Source organism: Neobacillus niacini, from assembly GCF_030817695.1.
GTDB classification, from domain to species: Bacteria; Bacillota; Bacilli; order Bacillales; family Cytobacillaceae; genus Neobacillus; species Neobacillus niacini_F.
Genome location: NZ_JAUSZQ010000002.1, coordinates 78,932 through 99,005 on the forward strand (window position 1 = coordinate 78,932; position 20,074 = coordinate 99,005).

General features: G+C 38.0%; 16 protein-coding genes and 2 pseudogenes. 1 reads left to right on the top strand and 17 read right to left on the bottom strand.

The window, feature by feature from the left end; translation table 11 throughout:
- Positions 1–3: 3 nt before the first annotated feature.
- From pfkA to QFZ28_RS29960, 17 genes and pseudogenes are all read right to left on the bottom strand, one after another.
- A complete protein-coding gene (gene pfkA, locus QFZ28_RS00530) occupies positions 4–960 on the bottom strand; it encodes a 6-phosphofructokinase (RefSeq protein ID WP_307192912.1) in 957 nt (318 codons plus the stop codon).
- Between the two features lie 107 nt (positions 961–1,067).
- On the bottom strand, positions 1,068–2,396 hold the full coding sequence (locus tag QFZ28_RS00535) for an MFS transporter (RefSeq protein WP_307192913.1): 1,329 nt from the start codon (positions 2,394–2,396) through the stop codon (positions 1,068–1,070).
- Positions 2,397–2,884: 488 nt separating this feature from the next.
- Positions 2,885–3,550 (bottom strand): FadR/GntR family transcriptional regulator, encoded by a 666-nt coding sequence (locus QFZ28_RS00540; RefSeq protein ID WP_307192914.1) that lies wholly within the window; start codon positions 3,548–3,550, stop codon positions 2,885–2,887.
- A gap of 215 nt (positions 3,551–3,765) precedes the next feature.
- Positions 3,766–5,046 carry a TRAP transporter large permease gene (locus QFZ28_RS00545; RefSeq protein WP_307192915.1) on the bottom strand — a complete coding sequence of 427 codons (1,281 nt, stop codon included), beginning with the start codon at positions 5,044–5,046 and terminating at the stop codon, positions 3,766–3,768.
- A gap of 8 nt (positions 5,047–5,054) precedes the next feature.
- Positions 5,055–5,528 carry a TRAP transporter small permease gene (locus tag QFZ28_RS00550; protein ID WP_307192916.1) on the bottom strand — a complete coding sequence of 158 codons (474 nt, stop codon included), beginning with the start codon at positions 5,526–5,528 and terminating at the stop codon, positions 5,055–5,057.
- 99 nt (positions 5,529–5,627) lie between these two features.
- Complete coding sequence (locus tag QFZ28_RS00555) at positions 5,628–6,650, bottom strand: TRAP transporter substrate-binding protein (RefSeq protein WP_307192917.1); 1,023 nt, start codon at positions 6,648–6,650, stop codon at positions 5,628–5,630.
- 126 nt (positions 6,651–6,776) lie between these two features.
- Positions 6,777–7,796 carry a zinc-dependent alcohol dehydrogenase gene (locus tag QFZ28_RS00560; protein WP_307192918.1) on the bottom strand — a complete coding sequence of 340 codons (1,020 nt, stop codon included), beginning with the start codon at positions 7,794–7,796 and terminating at the stop codon, positions 6,777–6,779.
- Between the two features lie 489 nt (positions 7,797–8,285).
- A complete protein-coding gene (locus QFZ28_RS00565; protein WP_307192919.1) occupies positions 8,286–9,044 on the bottom strand; it encodes an SDR family NAD(P)-dependent oxidoreductase in 759 nt (252 codons plus the stop codon).
- Between the two features lie 22 nt (positions 9,045–9,066).
- Positions 9,067–10,017, bottom strand: coding sequence for a transketolase family protein (locus tag QFZ28_RS00570; RefSeq protein WP_307196918.1), 951 nt, complete (start codon positions 10,015–10,017; stop codon positions 9,067–9,069).
- Positions 10,017–10,850 (bottom strand): transketolase, encoded by an 834-nt coding sequence (locus QFZ28_RS00575; RefSeq protein WP_307192920.1) that lies wholly within the window; start codon positions 10,848–10,850, stop codon positions 10,017–10,019. Before QFZ28_RS00575 ends, QFZ28_RS00570 begins: the two co-directional genes overlap by 1 nt.
- A 334-nt stretch (positions 10,851–11,184) precedes the next feature.
- Positions 11,185–12,153, bottom strand: a complete 969-nt coding sequence (locus tag QFZ28_RS00580; protein ID WP_307192921.1) for a carbohydrate kinase family protein — start codon at positions 12,151–12,153, stop codon at positions 11,185–11,187.
- A gap of 27 nt (positions 12,154–12,180) precedes the next feature.
- The gene (locus QFZ28_RS00585; RefSeq protein WP_307192922.1) at positions 12,181–13,656 is read right to left on the bottom strand and encodes a sucrose-6-phosphate hydrolase; all 1,476 of its coding nucleotides are present in this window, start codon (positions 13,654–13,656) and stop codon (positions 12,181–12,183) included.
- 56 nt (positions 13,657–13,712) lie between these two features.
- Positions 13,713–15,164, bottom strand: coding sequence for a sucrose-specific PTS transporter subunit IIBC (locus QFZ28_RS00590; protein WP_307192923.1), 1,452 nt, complete (start codon positions 15,162–15,164; stop codon positions 13,713–13,715).
- A 178-nt stretch (positions 15,165–15,342) separates the two neighbouring features.
- Positions 15,343–16,338, bottom strand: a complete 996-nt coding sequence (locus QFZ28_RS00595) for a LacI family DNA-binding transcriptional regulator (RefSeq protein ID WP_307192924.1) — start codon at positions 16,336–16,338, stop codon at positions 15,343–15,345.
- A 144-nt stretch (positions 16,339–16,482) separates the two neighbouring features.
- Complete coding sequence (locus QFZ28_RS00600) at positions 16,483–17,040, bottom strand: integrase (RefSeq protein ID WP_307192925.1); 558 nt, start codon at positions 17,038–17,040, stop codon at positions 16,483–16,485.
- 615 nt (positions 17,041–17,655) lie between these two features.
- Positions 17,656–17,937, bottom strand: a pseudogene (locus QFZ28_RS00605) (general stress protein); the annotation flags it as partial.
- Positions 17,938–18,024: 87 nt separating this feature from the next.
- Positions 18,025–18,255, bottom strand: a pseudogene (locus tag QFZ28_RS29960) (KGG domain-containing protein); the annotation flags it as partial.
- A 260-nt stretch (positions 18,256–18,515) separates the two neighbouring features.
- Here QFZ28_RS29960 and QFZ28_RS00615 point away from each other — a divergent pair.
- Positions 18,516–19,976, top strand: a complete 1,461-nt coding sequence (locus tag QFZ28_RS00615) for an alpha-amylase (protein WP_307192927.1) — start codon at positions 18,516–18,518, stop codon at positions 19,974–19,976.
- Positions 19,977–20,074: the final 98 nt, after the last annotated feature.

Genomic DNA, 20,074 nt, shown 5'->3' on the forward strand with positions numbered 1-20,074 from the left:
TTTCTAATGTAAAAGAGGCTCTAGAAATCTATACTTATCCTGTCTATCATTCTTTTCATCATTAATATTTTCAAGTTTTCTTTGAATCATTTTGTTATCTTTAATTCCAACTGTTAGACCAGAAGATCCATTGATCAAAAGTTCTACTGCTGTTACACCCATTTGGCTAGCTAATATCCGGTCGAAAGCCGAAGGGTTTCCCCCTCTTTGGATAAAACCTAATACAGTTGTCCTAACACTCATGTTCAACTTCTCTTCAATGTAACGTTGTAGTTCTGCTAGATCATACATATATTCTGTTACGATTACGAGATTATCTTTTTTCCCGCTATTTATCCGTGAACTTAATTTTGAACATATCGTATCGAAATTTAACTTTTTCTCGGGAGTTGAAATAATTTCTCCTCCTCCAGCTAACGCACAATGCAAGGCTAAATCACCACAATATCGTCCCATTACCTCAACAATGGTTGTTTTATCATGTGAATAATCAGTATCTTTAATTTTTCCAATACACTCTAGAATCGTATTTAAAGTGGTATCAAACCCAATCGAATAGTCCGTATAAGTCAGGTCATTATCAATGGTTCCAGGTAATCCAATTACATTAATTCCTAGTTCATGTAATTTTTGAGCTCCTTTTAAAGAACCATCACCACCTATGACAATCAACGAATCTATACCAAAGGTCTTTAATACCTTAAGGGCCTTTTTTCTCCCTGCTTCCTCCATAAATTCTGGAGACCTAGATGTTTTTAATATCGTTCCGCCTCTATCAGCAATATTTTCAACTAATTTAGAGGTTAGGGGTTTGATTCTACCTTCAATTAATCCTTGATATCCGCCCTCAATACCCATTACATCAATATCATTATAATTGGCTGCTTTTACAACTGCTCTGATAGCGGCATTCATCCCTGGGGCATCTCCACCACTTGTTAAGATCCCTAGTTTTTTCATGGAAAAAAACACCTCTTAATTTTTTTGAATTTTAATAGTAAGAAACTCCAGGAGCTTATAAACATAACTCCCGGAATTTTTAAGGGTTCAAGCAAATTATTATATTTTTAACTAATTTTTTTCACTTTTTTTTCTTCAAGATTCAGAGCCTTTCCTGATTGTTTTACCAAGAAAACAATAATGAGAGAGCTAATGATCATACTAATACCTAAGAAAATCATACTAGTATTAAAGGATCCTGTTGTATCCTTAATATATCCGACAAGGTATGGTCCAAAGAATCCCCCAAGGTTTCCGATACTATTAATCATTGCGATAGCTCCTCCAGCTGCAGCTCCAGTTAAGAAGGAAGGCGGAATAGCCCAAAATGGAGAGTACGCCCCAAATGTCCCACATAAAGCAATGGTTAAAAATACAAACGATATTAAAATGGATGAACTAGAAAAATAAGTACTAATAATCATTGCAACGGCACTTGTTGTTAAACAGACTGCAACATGCCAGCGTCTCTCATTCTTTTTGTCGGAATGGTTCCCAACTAAAATCATTACAACCATCGCACAGGCATACATTAGTCCTAAAATCCAACCAATACTTTGAGTAGTAAGAGATGTGGTCTCTGATAACCCTTTGGAAATAGTCGGTAAAAACATGTTTATTCCGTAATAGCCCATCATCCAACAAAAGTATCCTAAAGATAGAATTAAAACGTCACGGTCCTTTAAAGCCTGCCAGAAAGTGTAATGTTTTACTTGCTGTTTTTCAAAATTCTCTTTTGTTATAACATCGATTAACCATTGTTTCTCTTCTTTGTTTAACCATTTTACATCTTCAAGTTTATCATCAAGATAGAAAAAGCATATTACACCTAAAATAAGGGCTGGGATCGCTTCCAAAATAAACAACCATTGCCATCCAGCAAAACCCAGCCAGTCAATCCCAAGCAAAAAGGTAGAGAGCGGAGCACCTATAGCATTAGCACCTGGGATTGCCAACATGAACCCTGCAATCGCTTTTGCGTGATGTTTTGTTTGATAAAATCCACTTAAGTAAGCTACCATACATGGATAAAAACTAGCTTCAGCAATCCCTAGCACAAATCGTGCTGCATAAAATTGCATAGGTGTTTGTACGAAAGCCATTAATATCGCAATGATAGCCCATGTAACCATAATCCTGCTAATCCATTTTCTTGCCCCTACTTTTGCCATCATAGCGCTTCCTGGTACTTCTAACAGAAAATATCCAAGGAAGAAAATCCCCGCTCCTAATCCGAAAACTGCATTAGAAAATCCTAAATCTTCGTTCATTTGCAGGGCAGCAAATCCGATGTTAACCCGATCTAGTATCGCTATTATAAAACATAGAAATAGAAATGGTATTAATCTCAATGTCACTTTTTTCGTAGTGGAACGCTCTAATGCTACTTGATCCAAAATAATTCCTCCTTAGTCTTTTATACTAAATTTTTAACGCTTTCATTTTTCAATTATGTAATGGTATTGTTTTTAGCTTTATACAAAACCAATACCTATTTACCAAGACGGCGTAACCCCTTACATTAAACGCTCTCAACAAAATTTAATAGTAACACATGTTCAGGGGAAAAAAATTAATGAAAATATCCCAACTACTCTTTGTTTTAAACAACTATAAATTAATAGACTTCTAGTTAGTTTTACTATTTAACTACTTGTTCACTTGTCTACTAAGTTACTTTCAATATGAGTATATATTTTATAAGAATCGTTGTCAAGATGATTATTCAAACTATTATGAGATTCCAGAATTACTATTTTTTCATAACATTAGCAGCATACCTTAGCTAAAAAGAAAAAATCCCCAAATTTATTATTGGGGATTTTTGCGTGTAAGTTTTTATTTTCAAAGTTTTCTTGTTTTTTTCGGTACCAGTATAATTGGTCTAATCTTTCCAATAACGATCATATAAATTTTGCATATGGTTAGTCATAATTTCCACTGATTTTTCTACATTATGCTCTTCGATTGCTTTGATCAGCAACTGATGCTCTTGAAAATTTATATCCCTGTAATCCGGCCGTGTTACGGTTCGATCTCGAATAAACTTCCACATCTCCTGTTGTTTCATTGCGTTACTAATAGCCGCCATAATGTTTATATATAACTCATTATGAGAAGCCTTTGCAATACCACGATGTAATTGATCATCTGTTTCTGGTACATATACCCCGGCCTTGGTTTCTTCCTCCATCTTTTGGATGGTCGAACGAAGTTCCTCTATATCTTCATCAGTAGCCCTTTGCGCCGCGAATTTTACAATGAGAGGTTCTATATTCATCCTAACTTCAATAATATCCTCTGGAGAAATAGAATTGAAAACAATAGCCGTTTGTGAGGTATCAGATAAAACCTGGTCGCTTTTAACATAAATACCTTCGCCCTGCCGGGAGTAGATAATCCCGTTTAACTCCAATGCACTAAGTGCTTGTCTAATAGGTGCACGACTAACACCAAACTGTTCGCACAACTCCCTTTCAGCAGGTAATTTATCACCTATTTTAAAAGAACCTAATTGAATTTCTGATAGAATTTGATTATAAATTTGCATATATAACTTTTTGCTTGATACTGGATTAAAACTAATAGTAACCACCTTCTCATATTGTGTCTATTATACCTAAGTATTTATTATATTAAATAATTATATAGACATTTATATGAAAGAGCAATAAACTTGTGTATTTGTATACTTACCTGAAAAGATAACTTAATTGCATATTTTTATTTCGATAAAGAGGAATGCGAATTAAGTTAGAAATTATGTTATTTTAATAATTGAATTAGGAATAATGATAACTCAGGAATTAAAGTAATCACCATTAAACTGAGTAACATCGAAATGAGAAACGGTAAAACAGCTTTTGATAAAGTCTCTATACTCAGTCCAGAGATTCCTGACCCAACAAATAAATTTACTCCGACCGGAGGGGTAATAAAACCAATTGCTAAGTTTACAATCATGATAATCCCAAAGTGAATGGGATCAATACCAATATTTATTGCAATTGGCAGTAAAATTGGTGTTAAGATAATAACAGCAGCCGATGTATCCATAAAGCATCCAACAAATAAAAGTAAAATATTGATGAGAAGAATAATAATTAATGGATTAGAGGATATACTCAACAATGCATCCGCAACCATTGCTGGTATTTGTTCCAAAGTTAAAATTTTCCCGAATGCATTTGCTGTTCCGATGATAATTAAAATGGTAGCGGATGTCAGCGCTGCATCCTTTATCACGGCCGGAAAGCTCTTAAAATTTAGTTCCTTATAAATAAATAAACTAACAATTGCAGCATAAACAACTGCAACAACAGCTGCTTCAGTAGGGGTGAAAATACCACCATAAATACCACCTAAAATAATAACTGGCACTAAAATTGCCCATTTTGCTTCATTAAGCTCAGCCCACGCTCTTTTTAACGTGAATTTTTCGCCATTGCCTTTGTATCCTTGCTTTTTTGAATATATATAGCTCCAGGCTATCATTACTATACCAATTAATATACCAGGCAAAATTCCAGCTATAAACATATCACCTATCGATACACTACCGGAAACACCATATAGAACCATTGGTATACTTGGTGGAATAATGATACCTAAGGCACCAGCGGACACGACCACTGCCGTTGCAAACCTTTTATCATAACCAAATCCCACCATTGCAGGGATCATAACTCCGCCTACAGCTGCAACAGTCGCTGGGCCCGAACCGGAAATAGCAGCAAAAAACATACAAGTTATAACAGCTGCCATCGCAAAACCACCAGTAAAGTTACCAACAAAAACATTAGCAAATTTAAACAGACGTTCCGATATTCCGCCTTTACCCATAATTTCTCCAGCTAGGATAAAAAAAGGAACGGCCATTAGTGGAAATGAATCTGTTGATGCAACTAAACTCTGTGCCAGATATTGAACGGAAGTTACATCAGCATATATGATAGTTACTAAAGTAGACAAACCTAAGGAAAAACCAATTGGCACAGTTAATAGTAAAAAGAATACAAAACTGCCAAATAACACAATTGCTGTCATAAAATCACCTACTCTCCAGTTCTAAATGTACTAGTTTGTATTCTCATATTTTGAATGACTCTAATTGCCGTTAATAAAAATCCTGCCAATGGAGCGGCATAAACGTATTTTAATGGTATCCCCATAGCCGGAGACATGCGGTTTATTTGCGTTACTACTTCAAAACTAAAGTATGTCAGCAGAACAACAAATACTAGAACTGCTATGTTTGCACACATTGCCAAGACAAATTTGCCCTTTTTCTTAAAAACCAAATTAAGCGCATCTACACTTATATGTGCCTGTCTTTTAACTCCATAACTCACTCCAATATAAACTAACCATATAAAAGCATATCTAGCTAACTCCTCGGACCAAACTAAGGATGACCCCATTACATATCTCATAATTACTTGAACAAAAATAACAACTACGGTTAGAATACTTAGTATAATAAGAACGAAGGATTCAATGTTTTCATCCAGCCAAGTTAAAATCTTCATGTTTTCCCCCCTCGAGATTGCGCTTTCTTTTTTAACTAACATCTGTAATGATTAAAAGCAGAACTCACCTAAGTGGATAGATTCTGCTTTTCAACTAAACTATTTTTGAGCCTCTAATAGACTATCAATAAGCTCCTTACCATATACGTCCTCAAATTCTTTATATACTGATTCTGATGCTTTTCTAAAGGATGCCTTATCCGGAGTATTAACTTTCATTCCTTTAGCCTCAAGTTCTTTAATGAGATTTGCTTCTTCATTCATAACTAATTCACGGTGGAATTTAGAAACTTCTTTTACACTTGACGAAATGATTTCCTGCTGATCAGGTGTAAGTGTTCCCCAGAATTTGTCACTAATTGCAATTGTCGTTGGACTATAGGAATGTCCTGTTAAACTCAAATACTTTTGTACTTCATCAAATTTACTAGCATGGATATTTGAAACAGGATTTTCTTGCCCATCGACAGTACCCTGCTGTAACGCCATGTAGAGTTCACCAAAAGCCATTGGAGTAGGGTTTGCACCTAATTCTTTAAAGATACTCACCAATATAGGCATTTCCGGAGTTCTAATCTTTAAACCTTTTAAATCTTCTACTGTTTCAATTGGTTTCTTGCTGTTTGTTACGTTTCTAAAACCATTTTCCAAGTGTCCAAGGATACGTAAGTTATCGTCAAGAAGTGGTTCAAACACCTTTTGGCCAATAGGACCATCTAATGCTTCCCAAGCTTGTTCATTCTTTTCAAAAAGGAATGGCAATCCAAAAACGTCCACTTTTGGTTCATATTGCGCAAAGGTACTAGCAGCAACCATTTGAATATCATCAAATGATACCCCCTCTACCATTTGAGGCTCACTTCCTAACACTTCGTTAGGAAAAACCTCTACTGTTATCTGACCATCTGATTTTTCCTCAACTAATTCTTTAAATTTAATTGCTGCTGTGTGTCTTGAGTTTGCTTCTACAGCGCTATGTGCGAATTTAATTGTAATTTCCCCCCCAGATGAATCAGGCTTCTTGTTATCAGCACTTGTTTTATCTGAACTGCCACACGCTGATAAAATAACCATCATTAAAGAAACCAGTGCCAAGAAAATTACCTTTCTAGATTGTTTCATTCCATTTCCCCCTTGTAGAAAATTTTATTTATTTAATAGTAGATACGTTTTTTTCAAAGGCAGTATGCGATTTTCACCTACTACTTTTAATTTCATATCTATCAATTAACAAAAAGTAATTTTATATTATGGTAAATCTAATACTATTTTTATTGGATATCCGCTTTTTGTTACCGCTGTCTCCATTGCTTCATTTATTCGTTCGAATGGGTAGCGGTGTGTGACCAACGACTCCAAGTTGTATTTTTGACTAGTAATGATATCAATTGCCATTTTGAAATCTTCCTTTACATACATGGATGAACCAAACATTTGCACTTCAGAAATCATTACCCTATTCCAGTCAATTGGTACACTTTCTTCAAATAATGCGATAGAGATAATTTTCCCTTTTCTCTTAATTACATTGAAGGCATCGTCTATAACGGATTTATGTCCGAATGTAATAAAAACATGGTCAAATTCACCAATATTTGCTGAAACATAGTTTTGCAGGGATTGTTCTCTTACATTAACGACATCAGTAGCACATAATCTTTTGCCAATCTCTAAATTGGTATCGATAGCATCTGTTAAGCAGATCGTATCCGCTCCTTTATAATGAGCTGCAACTGCTGTTACAAGACCTATTGGGCCTGAACCAAGAATCGCTACTTTGTCTCCATTTTTTACATCCGCTATATTTACAGCATGAACTCCAACTGCTAAAGGTTCAGTTAAAACTGCCAGGTATGGAGAAAGCGTTTTCGGTATTATGTATACAGCTTGCTCTGGAGCTGTCATATACTCCGCAAATCCCCCATCCCATTTTTGGGTCCCAAGCACGATTTTTTCTTTACAGAGATTGTAACGTCCCTCCAAACATTGCGAACAATGACTACAGCCAACATGCGGTTCAACCGTCACCATATCTCCAACGTTCAAGGTTGTTACTTTATCTCCAATTAAAACAATGTTTCCGATTACTTCATGCCCCAGTATACTTGGCGGTGTTCGGAACGGGTGAGTTCCAACATACGCATGAACTTCTGAACCACAAATTCCTGCAGTGGTCAATTGAATCAATACTTCACTTTCACCAATTTTAGGAATATCCTTTTCTATCATCGTCATGTTTTTAATATGATCAAATAAAGCTGCTCTCAAATCTAAATGCCTCCTCTGTTTCTTCATAATTCAAATATCGATATAAGGCCTTAATATTTACAAAATAATCCCTATAACAGGGGAAATCGTTTCCATTTATAAAAAAATTGTTTAAAACCTGTTGATGGAAGTAAAACGATTTACCAATGGCAATAAAAAATATCGAAATGAAATTATGATGTAAACTCCCTTATCAAAAGATTCCGAATATTTTATCGCTAATTCTAATTACTCGTTCTTATACCACTTTTAAACGTTTAACATTCGAAAAAGAATCTATTCCTATATCTGAGTTTGGGTCTTTGGTGTTCGTGGAATCAAGTTAGTATTATTAAAAAAAGGTTTTGAATTGGGGACATATTGGTTACAATCTGAGCTGGGAGAGTTTAAATAAATATGATTATCGTAGATGGCAGTATAGAGTATCATTCATATAAGTTTTGCACAGACACCAAAAAAAATGAGTGCCTGTGCAAATGTATGCCATGATTAATCCATATGTGACCCACCATTTATATCGATTTCTTCACCAGTAATATAGGAAGCTTCATCTGAAGCTAAGAATGCAATGGTAGCTGCAATTTCTTCTGTTTCTCCAGGTCTTCCCATAGGAATTCCTGCAATAACGTTCTGTGCCTGTTCTTCAGGGAGGGACTTCCAGATGTCCGTATTAACAAGCCCTGGTGCAACACAGTTAACTGTGATTCCATCAAGTGCGACCTCACGGGCAAGGTTCTTGGAGAATCCTAATACAGCAGCCTTTGAAGCAGAATAGTGCGGTCCTCCAAACACGCCTCCACCTCGTTTTGCTGAAACGGAAGAAAGACTGACGATTCTGCCGAATTTTTGTTTTTTCATTGTTTCAAGTACTGCCTGGGAGCATAAGAATAGTCCAAACATATTAACATTAAATACCTTTGTAATATCCTCAAGCGTCATATCTTGAACAGTTACTTTTTGTGAAATTCCTGCATTATTAATTAGAATATCAATTCGGCCGTATGTCTCAAGAACCTTCTCTACCATGCTGTCAATAGATTCCTTATTGGTTACATTCAATTCCACCCCTAAAGCTTTTCCACCTGCTTCAGTAATAGCATTAACTGTGTCTTGAATTCCGTCCATATTAAGGTCAGCTACTACAACTGCTGCTCCTTGTTTTGCAAGTGTTAATGCGATTGTACGTCCAATCCCTCTTTTTGAACCGCTTCCAGTGACGATTGCTACTCTATTATCTAATCTAAACATTATTCTCTCTCCTCCGGATTGCTTAGTTAAGCATTTTCTTTGCTGTTTCCACAATATTTTCAACAGTAATTCCATTAAGCTCCAGTAACTTTTCGTATGGTGCAGACTGACCAAATTGATCTTGAACCCCTATTCTCCTTACCATACCCTTACCTTCTTCCGCTACTACTTCACATACTGCACTTCCAAGACCATTTAAAATATTATGATCCTCAATTGTGATGATCTTACCAATCTTTAGACATTCAACCACGGCATCTCGGTCCAAAGGTTTAATAGTATGCATGTCTAGCAGTTTTACAGAAATCCCTTCCTCTTCCAACTGCTTTGTTGCTTCTAAGGCCAGGCGGACAGTATCACCATTTGCAATAATAGCTATATCATTACCATCCTTAATCTGCTTTGCTTTTCCAATTGTAAATTCCTCATTTTCATCATAAATAATAGGAACAGTATCCCTAGTAAAACGAAGATATACAGGACCATAAATTTTCGCCGCTTGTTCTACTAACTTTCTAGTAGAAAAATAGTCAGCACCCATAATGACCGTCATATTTGGAAAGCTTCTTAAGACACCCATATCCTCGATAGCTTGGTGACTGCCGCCATCATTAGCTGGAGTTAGACCTCCATGAGAACAGGCAATTTTTACGTTTAGGTTTGGATAACAGATTTCTTGTCTAATTTGCTCTGCCATTCTTAAAGAACCAAATACAGCGTAAGTGCTTACAAACGGGATTTTACCTGTTGTAGCAAGCCCTGCAGCCAAGCCTGCAGCATTTTGTTCTGCAATTCCAACGTTAATATGCTGGTCAGGTAACTGCTTTATAAAGTTGGTGGTTTTGCAGGATTTCGCAATATCAACATCAATTACATAAATGTTTTTATTTTCTTTACCTAATTTTACGATTTCATCACCAAAGGCTTCTCTTGTAGCTTTTTTTACCGTTAAAGCTCTTTCCATTATGCTCATCATTTTAAACCTCCTGCGATTTCTTCCATAGCCAGTCGATACTCTTCATCATTAGGAGCAACCCCGTGCCAATCCGCTACATCTTCCATATAAGAAACGCCTTTACCTTTTACCGTATCAAGTACAATACACTTTGGTTTTCCATTTTTTGCAACTCTTATTTCATCTAACGTTTCAACAATTTCCTCCATCGAGTGACCATTAATACGTTTTGTTTCAAAACCAAATGCTTCAAATTTCTTTTCTAAATCTTGCACCGGCATAACTTCATCGGTGAAGCCATCAATTTGGAGTCGATTATTATCAACAAAAACCACTAAATTATCTAATTGGTACTTAACTGCTGTCTGAGCAGCTTCCCAAATTTGACCTTCTTGACATTCACCATCTCCGATTAGAGAGAAAACTCGATAATCTTTTTTATCTCTTTTCCCTGCAATGGCCATTCCAACCCCGCAAGAGAGCCCTTGACCTAGGGATCCTGTAGAAATGTCAATCCCTGGGCACTTTTTCATATCAGGATGTCCCTGGAAAGGAGATCCATATTCTCTTAAAGTGTAGATCGTTTCATATGGCACATAGCCAAGTAAAGCTAGGGCAGAGTATTGTATAGGGCAAACATGTCCTTTTGAAAGAACAAATCTGTCACGGTCTTCCCAATTAGGATTTTTTGGATCAATGTTCATTTCTTTAAAGTATAGTGCTGCAATAAGATCAGCTGCAGAAAGTGAACCGCCGGGGTGACCAGATTGTGCCTTGTGAATCATCGTAATAGCTGTTTGTCTTAGTTCAATTGCTCTTTCCTTTAATTCTCCAATACTAATATCTTTCATGTCTGCACCTCGTTAAATAATGACTTGTTTTCAAATTTTAATTAAAAGGCTTACATTTGTTTATTTGTCCACTTGTCTACTAAGTTACCTTATGATTTTAGTATATCTCTATTCTTGTTTTTGTCAACAGAATTTATATAAAAACTTTAAGTCTTGATACGCATATTTCTACAACACAAAAAACCACTCCCTAATTTTTTTAGGAAGTGGTTTTTGGTATTGATATAGAAAAAGACTACTGCATTGTTAAGAGTAAGTAGTCTCGCTTCCGTAAGATTTACCAATGACGGTACGTGATTTTACCCTTGCCCTGCGTTTAATCTACGAAATAGTATTATGATCCTATAAATTCTTCAACTTCCTTCTTAGTCGGCAGAGCAGAGATTGCTCCTTTTCCTGTTGTAGTAAGAGCGCCGCTAGCGTTGGCAAATTGCAGGATAAAAGTATGGTGGTCTCGCAGTATTTCTTCAATGTTTTCCGGATATGCATGCAATTCTAGTAATTGATATAAAAATCCGCCAATGAAGGCATCACCTGCTCCAGTTGTGTCCACCGCTTCAACAGAGTATCCGCTCGATTCAAACTTTTGATCCTTTAAAATCAAGTCCGCTCCGGCAGCTCCCTTTGTGTAGACAACGGCCTTCACGTTTCCAACGAACAACGATTGCATCGCTTCCGCTTCATCCTTTATACCCGTAATAAATTCAAGCTCCTCATCGGAAACCTTTACGATATCTGCAGTCGGTAAAAATTCGAGAATTGCCTTACGACAGTCCTCTGGATCTTCCCAAAGCGGAAGCCGTACATTTGGGTCAAAGCTTACCAAGCCATCGGCAGCCCTAACAGCGGCAATCGCTTTTTTATGAGCTTGTTTCATCGGGCTTTCCACCAGATCAACTGAGCAGAAGTGGAGAATATCCCCTGCTTGGAACCATGCTGGCTCGATTTCCTCCTCACTTAACAGTAAATCAGCAGAAGGATTACGGTAAAATGAAAAATCACGTTCCCCGTTTTCTTTTAACGAGACGAAAGCTAAGGCCGTATTCGCATCACCAGTCCGGTATATTTTATCTGTGTCAACACCGGCCTCGACAAGCTTTTCAACTAAAAAGTCGCCAAACGCATCCTTCCCTAATTTAGAAATCATCGCTGCTTCCTGCCCATATTTGGCAACAGCCGCAGCCACATTTGCCGGTGCTCCCCCTGGCGCTCTCTCAAATGCGACAACATCCTTTAAGGCAACCCCTTTCTGAAGAGGAATAAAATCAATTAACACTTCACCAATCGAAAACAATTTTCCCATTTTGTCACCTCTAGTATGTCTAACAGATTATTTGATATCCCATTTAACAGCCTTTACATTCGTATGTCCACCATGAGCAAACACAGAGATTCCATTACTATTTTTACCAGGAAAAATCCTTCCAGTAAATACTTCCTCTCCATCATTTACAAACACTTCAACCGAGGAAACATCAACAAAGATTCGGAACGAAATCTTTTTAGCGTCCAACGTACATTTCCGAATCGCACCAAACTCCTCAGCAAAAGATACGCCGGACCTAGTCCGATCAAACACAACCTTTTTGGCAACCGCATCATATTTAATCACGGTTTTCTCGTTTTCTCCCACCCGAAGTTCCAAACCAAACGCCTCGGCACTACTATCAGAGAATTCCGCAAGAAGCTCATACACGTCTCCCTCAAAGTTATCCAAACGGACATTTTCATTTTCTACACTTTGGCTGGTTTCTACCTTTTTCCCTCGAAGCAAGATCAACTCAGGAACTGGCTGTTGAATCAGTTTTCCGTCTTTAATCTTTAACTCACGAGGAAGTGTTAAACAATGTGCCCAGCCATTTCTATCAGTAGGATAGTCAATTTCCGGTAATCCCATCCACCCGACTAAAATCCGCCTCCCCTGGTGATCCACCGTTGTTTGCGGCGCGTAAAAATCAAAACCGCGATCTAGCTCATAAAAAGCACCATGTTTTAGTTCAATATTCTCTAAATCTATCGGACTTCCTATTACATACCCTGATTGATAAATATTTTGATAGTGGTCGCCTTCTGCTTTTAACCCTTGTGGGGAGAAAAGGAATACACCTTGCCCATCCAGCTCAAAGTAATCAGGACATTCCCACATATAACCGAACTCTTCACCTAACCCGGTCTTCACTTCACCCACAAACTGCCAATCTTTTAAATCCCTAGAGCGGTATAAAACAACACTACCCGTCTCATTTTCCCTTTGGGCCCCAATCACCGCATAGAAGTGATCCCCATTTTTCCAAACCTTTGGATCACGGAAATGATCGGTATAACCGCTCGGAACTTCTGCAATCACCGGTGCATCCATTTTTACAATACTTCCACCCGGGCTCATCACAGCCAAACATTGATAGGGGTGTCTATTCCAATATTCATCACGCGTATTGCCCGTATACATTAAATATAATTTGCCATCATGCTCAATCCCGCTTCCGGAATAAGCACCATGACTATCAAACTCATTGGACGGCTCAATGGCCATTCCAACATTTTCCCAATGAACCAGGTCTTTAGACTTCGTATGATACCAATGTTTCAATCCATGAACCGGCCCAAGCGGGAACCATTGATAAAATAAATGATACTCCCCATTAAAATAGCTAAATCCATTCGGATCGTTTAATAATCCTGTCTCCGGCTGAATATGAAAAGACTGGCGCCATGGGCATTGATTCACTAAATTGGCTAACCTTTGGATTTCTTCTTCGGACACGTCTTCCATGGTTCTGTATCGCTGCTCTTTTGTCCATTCCATGCTGTTCACTCCTAATACAGAAAGGAGAATCACGGGATTCTCCTTTTCATTTTTTATTATGCTGCTGCTTGATCAGATGTTTGTTTACCCGCTTTTTTTTCGTCTCTTTTGGCTAAAACAATCGTGACAATAAATGCAACGACAAATGCGATGGCCATACCGATAATATAAGAAATGATCGTATCTGGACGAATCGAGATGATTCCTGGTATACCTGCTGCCCCAAGTGCAGTCGCTTTAACCTTGAACAACGTAACAAAGCCCGATCCAAAGGCAGAACCGATAATGGCACCGATAAATGGATAGCGTAATTTCAAGTTAACCCCGAACATCGCTGGTTCCGTAATCCCTAATAAGGCAGAGATCCCGGCAGCTGAAGCCGTTCCTTTGATCTTGCCATTTTTTGTTGTCTTTAGTACCGCAAGTGTCGCTGCTCCCTGCGCAATGTTTGACATCGCCGCGATAACGAAGATAAACGATCCACCCGTTTTCACAACATCAGCAAGTAATTGTGTTTCTACCGCTATGAAGCTGTGGTGCATACCTGTAATAACAATTGGTGCATAAGCCAAACCGAAGATAATTCCGCCTACGACACCTGTTGTGTCATATAACCAAACGATTCCATCTGTTAAAAGATTACCAGCTGAGCGTGTCAGCGGTCCTACCAGAGTGAACGTTAAAATCCCCGTAATAAAGATAGAGAATAGCGGTGTTAATAGATTGTCTAAAGCAGAAGGAACAACCTTCCGTAGGGATGTTTCAATCTTTGCTAGAATAAATGACGCCGCAAGTACAGGAAGTACGCTTCCTTGATAGCCTACCTTCTCAATTTCTATGCCAAAGATATTCCAAACGGGGACTTCATTATTAAGTACCGCAGCACCATAACCGTACCCATTTAATAGGTCTGGGTGAACCATCAGCATTCCAAGAGTGGCCCCAAGGAAAGGATTCCCACCAAACCGCTTCGTTGCGGAGAAACCAATTAAAATCGGTAAAAAGACAAAGGCTGCATTTGCAAATGTATTAATAAGTGCCGCTAAATCCGCCATTTCTGGATTGGCATCTACTAAGGATTTTCCCTCAAAAAATAAATCTGGAGCTGTTAAGACATTATTTATCCCCATTAGTAAACCGCCAGCTACAATCGCTGGAATAATCGGAACGAAAATGTCTGACAGCATTTTGACGAATTGCTGAATTGGATTTAGTTTCTTCGTCGCTGCATCTTTTACATCACTCGTTGACATTTCTGTTTGACCAGACATCTCCGCTAAGTGTTTATAGACCTCGTTCACCGTTCCAGATCCTAAGATAATTTGATACTGACCTCCCGTTGAGAAGGTCCCTTTCACGACATCCATGTTGTCCAAAGCTGCTTGATTAACGACCGATTCATCTTCTAAAACAAGACGTAAACGTGTGGCGCAATGCGCTGCAGCTGATACATTTTCCTTACCGCCAATGGCATCCAGTACTTCCCGAGCAATTTTTTTATGATCCATCTTAATCCCTCTCTTTTCATTTGATATAGGAACCGGTTCCACCGAAGAGTAAAAAATAAAAACCCTTCATAAGAGGAACCGGTTCCACTGTTAACTAAAAAAATTTGTAAGAGAAGCCTAATCCATTTGTTACCAAGTGGATAGGTCCTCTTAATTGGAACCGATTTCGCTGTTTTTATTATAGGGGACGGTTAAAGAGATTGTCAACGCTTTCTCGCTCAATAATTTCAAATTTAGAGACGGTTAATTTTTCCACAGGGCGTTCATTAACTAACTCTACAATATGTCTTGCAGCACTTTCCCCTGCTTCTTTGTAAAAAAACTTCGCAGTCGTAATGCCCGGATGAATGATTCCTGTAACATCATAGCCGCCAAAACCTGTAACTGCTAAGTCCTGCGGTATCATAATCCCCTCTGAATAGGACGCCTTCAAAACACCAAGAGCAATATTATCGGTTGCACAAACAAAGATGTCAGGTTGAAATTCATAGATAATTTCATTTGCACTAGCCTGTGCAGCTGGAATGTTGAATAATGTCTCATAGAAGCGAACATCACAATCGTCTACTTCTTGTATCGCCTTTTTAAAACCCTGCTTTCGTTTCACGCCTACTGAAATATCCCGTTCCGTTACGCCTAGATAAGCAATTTTTCGATACCCTTTTTCAAGTACATACCGCCCCATCGTATAACCAGCCTGAAAATCATCATGAATCAGACTATGAAAGTCCTCATGCTCTTGTCCAATTAACAATACAGGAACCTTAACACTCTCAAATGCCTCGATATGCTGATCTGTGATTTCAGTAGCAAGCAAAATAATCCCCGCCATCTTTTGATTGGCGAAGCTATAAATGCTTTCAATCTCTCTCTCTAGATTTTGACTTGTATTGGAAATAAGCATTTGATAATTCATTTTCTTTAATTGTTCATCAATGCCAATCAACGTTTGTGAAGAAGCATAGGAATCAAGCCTCGGGACAATCGTGCCAATAATATTCGTTTTCTTCGCTTTTAAACTCTGTGCAAATGGATTCGGAGAATACCCCGTTTCTTTGATGGCCTGTTCAATTTTCTTTTTTGTGGCTTCCCCAACCGAGCCGCCATTTAAATAACGAGAAACCGTACTTTTCGCCACACCCGCAAGCTTAGCAATATCTAAAATTGTACTCATTTCCTCAACCTCATAACATTTCAAATTCATATATGATTATAGCATTATCAATAGCTTCATCCAAAGCGACGGGGCGACGGGGACGGTTCTTATGGCTTTTTATGAAGCTAGTTTAGGCCACAAGAACCACCCCCAGTGGCATTGTTAAGCAATTTGTTCGGTTTGCTCCGAGACAAGCTTGTTATATATCTGTAAATCCTTTGCATATAAATTTAAATAAGTTGCCATTCCTTGATTTTTTACTTTTTCAAAGCTTTCCCAGTCAACAATACCGTATTCCATATTCAACTTTTCAGCATTCGCCCAAGCCGTTTCCTCGAACGCAATATTCATCTTATGCTCTTCGATTAACATTGTTAGAAGATTGCCATCACTGTATTGTTCGTATATTGTATGATTTTTTTTCATCTCGTAAAATTCAAGCGTTTTTGTCAGTGAATCCAGTAAAGCTTTCCGGTCCAACGCATGCCCTAACTCATGTAGTGTGAAAGCTTTAATATACGATTCGAGTGAAACTTGAGCCTGCATTTCCTTTATTGCTTCTTCTATACGTTTCACATCATAACCTATATAGTTAAGGATAAAATTATAGCTCATATTCACCCCAGTATGGTTTTGCTTCAGTTCCATATCTATTCCAACAGCTCTTATAGTTGACTGGATTAATCGCTCAACCCAGTTTTTCCCACCCTTATTGTTCAATTTTTCCCCTTGCTTTCTCATTTAATATATCTTTTGAAGCATATAGTTATTTTACGCTAATTCATTATTAGTATGGAAGTCTTCTATTCACATATTTTATTAAATGAAGTTTCACACAACTATATGAATATATATCAAAAATATATATCAAAATAAATTCCGTAGCAACAAGTAACACTAAGTATAAGGCTGGTCAACATAAGCTGTTCATTTCCACATCTGGGATAAAGAGGGTTGGGGGACCAGGTTAGATTAAGCATCCGAGAGGATAAATAGACGGAAAAATTCCGCTTAATTAGTAATATTTAATAAAAAAGGCTTAAATAGACGGAGAGATTCCGCCTATCAGCTCGAAAAATTCGAAAATGGGCAATTTTGCTATGCATAGTCGGAAAAACTCCGCTTATTTACCCCAAAACGAGCTCCATTCTGAATCTAACCGGAAAATCTCCGCTTATTCAACGGTGCCAATACGACTGTCATTTCGGAATAAGAATCAATGGGCTAATTAAATAAAAGGCATTCAACGCAAAAAAGGGCGCGCCATAATGTATGGGGCACCCCTTTTTGGATAATATATCGGTTTATTTTTGATGAGTGTTGCTTACGTATTTAATCATTATCACGTTGTTTGGAACGGGCTTCGCCGCCTTTGCGTCCAATCTCCTCATAAAACTCTCTGTCGTGGTTTTCTGAAGTGGCTTCGCCGCCTTTACGCCCGATTTCCTCATAGAACTCTCTATCGTGGTTTTCTGAAGTGGCTTCGCCGCCTTTACGCCCAATCTCCTCATAGAACTCTCTGTCGTGGTTTTTAGCGGTAGCTTCCCCGCCTTTTCGTCCTGCTTCTTCTAAAGTCATTTTATCATTATCGTTGTTATTTCGGTTTTTGTTATTCATTAAAAATTCCTCCCTTAAATATTTTCCATTTTTTAATACATTGTGTTCCATATCACTAGAAACTAGAAATTTTTATAATTAACTATTGTCGTTGTCACGTTGTCTGGCACGGGCTTTGCCGCCTTTACTGCCGATTTCTTCATAAAAATCCCTATCATGGTTTGCAGCGGTAGCTTCTCCACCTTTTTGCCCAATCTTTTCATAAAATTCCCTATCATGATTTGAGGAGGTGGCTTCTCCACCTTTCCGTCCCGCTTCTTCGACAGTCATGTTACCATTATTGTTTTCGCTGCGATTGTTCTTGGTATTCTTCGCCATAGAAAAATTCCTCCTTCATTTTACTAGAATTGTGTTGCACTCTTTATATTCCCGCCCTCTATTAAATTAAACATCTTTTATTAATTGCTTTTAGAACAACCAAAAGACCTCCTATAGGTTCAAGTGATCTAACCCCCTGCCCCTTAATAGTAAAACCTTATAACTTTCGAGGATAAATATATTTGATTTCACTAGTTTTTTTTCTATCAAATCGGGTAAATATTCATATACTTTAGATTAATAACTGGGGGGAAAGGAATATGAAAAAAAACAACACGATCATGCAATTTTTCGAGTGGCATATAGAGCCGGATGGCAACCACTGGAGACGTTTAAAGGAAATGGCGCCAGAATTAAAAGAAAAAGGAATTACTTCCATCTGGATACCGCCAGTGACAAAAGCAATCTCTCCTGAAAATAATGGCTATGCCACATATGATTTATACGATCTGGGTGAATTTAATCAAAAAGGATCCATCCGGACAAAGTACGGGACTAAACATGAACTAATAGAGGCAATAGCTGCATGTCAAAATACCGGAATTAAAGTCTACATAGATGTTGTAATGAACCATAAAGCAGGTGCTGACGAGACGGAATTAATTAACGTGATTGAAGTGGACCAGGAGGACCGGACGGAAGAAATATCTGATTCCTTTGTTATTGAGGCTTTTACTAAATTTACATTTCCAGAGCGGGATGGAAAATATTCTTCTTTTGAATGGGGGCACGAACATTTAACCGGAACTGATTATGATAATAAGACGGAGAAATCGGGAATATTTAAAATCCTTGGAGATGACAAGGATTGGAGTAATCATGTAGATAACGAATATGGTAATTATGACTATCTAATGTTTGCCGATATTGACTATGAACATCCTGAAGTAAAAAAAGAAATGATAGAATGGGGAAAATGGCTTAGTGATACCCTTAACTGTGATGGATACCGTCTTGATGCAATCAAGCATATTAATTACTATTTTATCAGTGAGTTTGTAGAGGAGATGCGTAAACACCGTGGTGATGACTTTTATTTCGTCGGTGAAGTATGGAGGCCTGAACTTCATGGCTGCCAAAAATACCTTGACCATGTCGATTATCAGATAGATTTGTTTGATGTCCCCTTGCATTATAAGTTGCACCAATCCTCCAACGTAGGCAGTGATTTCGATTTAACCAGTATTTTCGAGGGTACCCTTGTAAACTCCCACCCAAAGAATGCTGTAACCTTCGTTGATAATCATGACACTCAGCCCCAGGAATCTCTTGAATCATGGGTACAGGACTGGTTTAAACCAAGTGCATATGCCCTAATTCTACTTAGAAAAGATGGAAATCCGTGTCTCTTCTATGGGGATTATTACGGAATCGGAGGACCGGAGCCAGCAGAAGGAAAAAAGGAAATCCTTGATCGCCTTCTCTTTGCCAGATACGAGAAAGCATATGGGGAACAACACGATTACTTCGACCATCCAAATACCATTGGCTGGGTTCGCCTGGGTAGTAAAGAGTTTAAACACTCAGGGTGTGCGGTCGTCATCTCCAATGGGGAAGATCGCGAAAAAAGAATGTACGTTGGTGAAAGAAAAGCTGGAGAAACATGGGTCGACCTAACAAACTCAAGGGATGACCAGATAACTATTGAAGATGATGGATATGCCACTTTCCCGGTTAATGGTGGCTGCGTTTCCGTTTGGGCTTACCTTCCTAATGAATAAGATACATTATAGATATGGACCAAAATTTTAATAGAACAAACAAAATGTCCACTAGCAGGTGGACGTTTGTTTGTTCTATCTATTTATGGTGAGGTAAC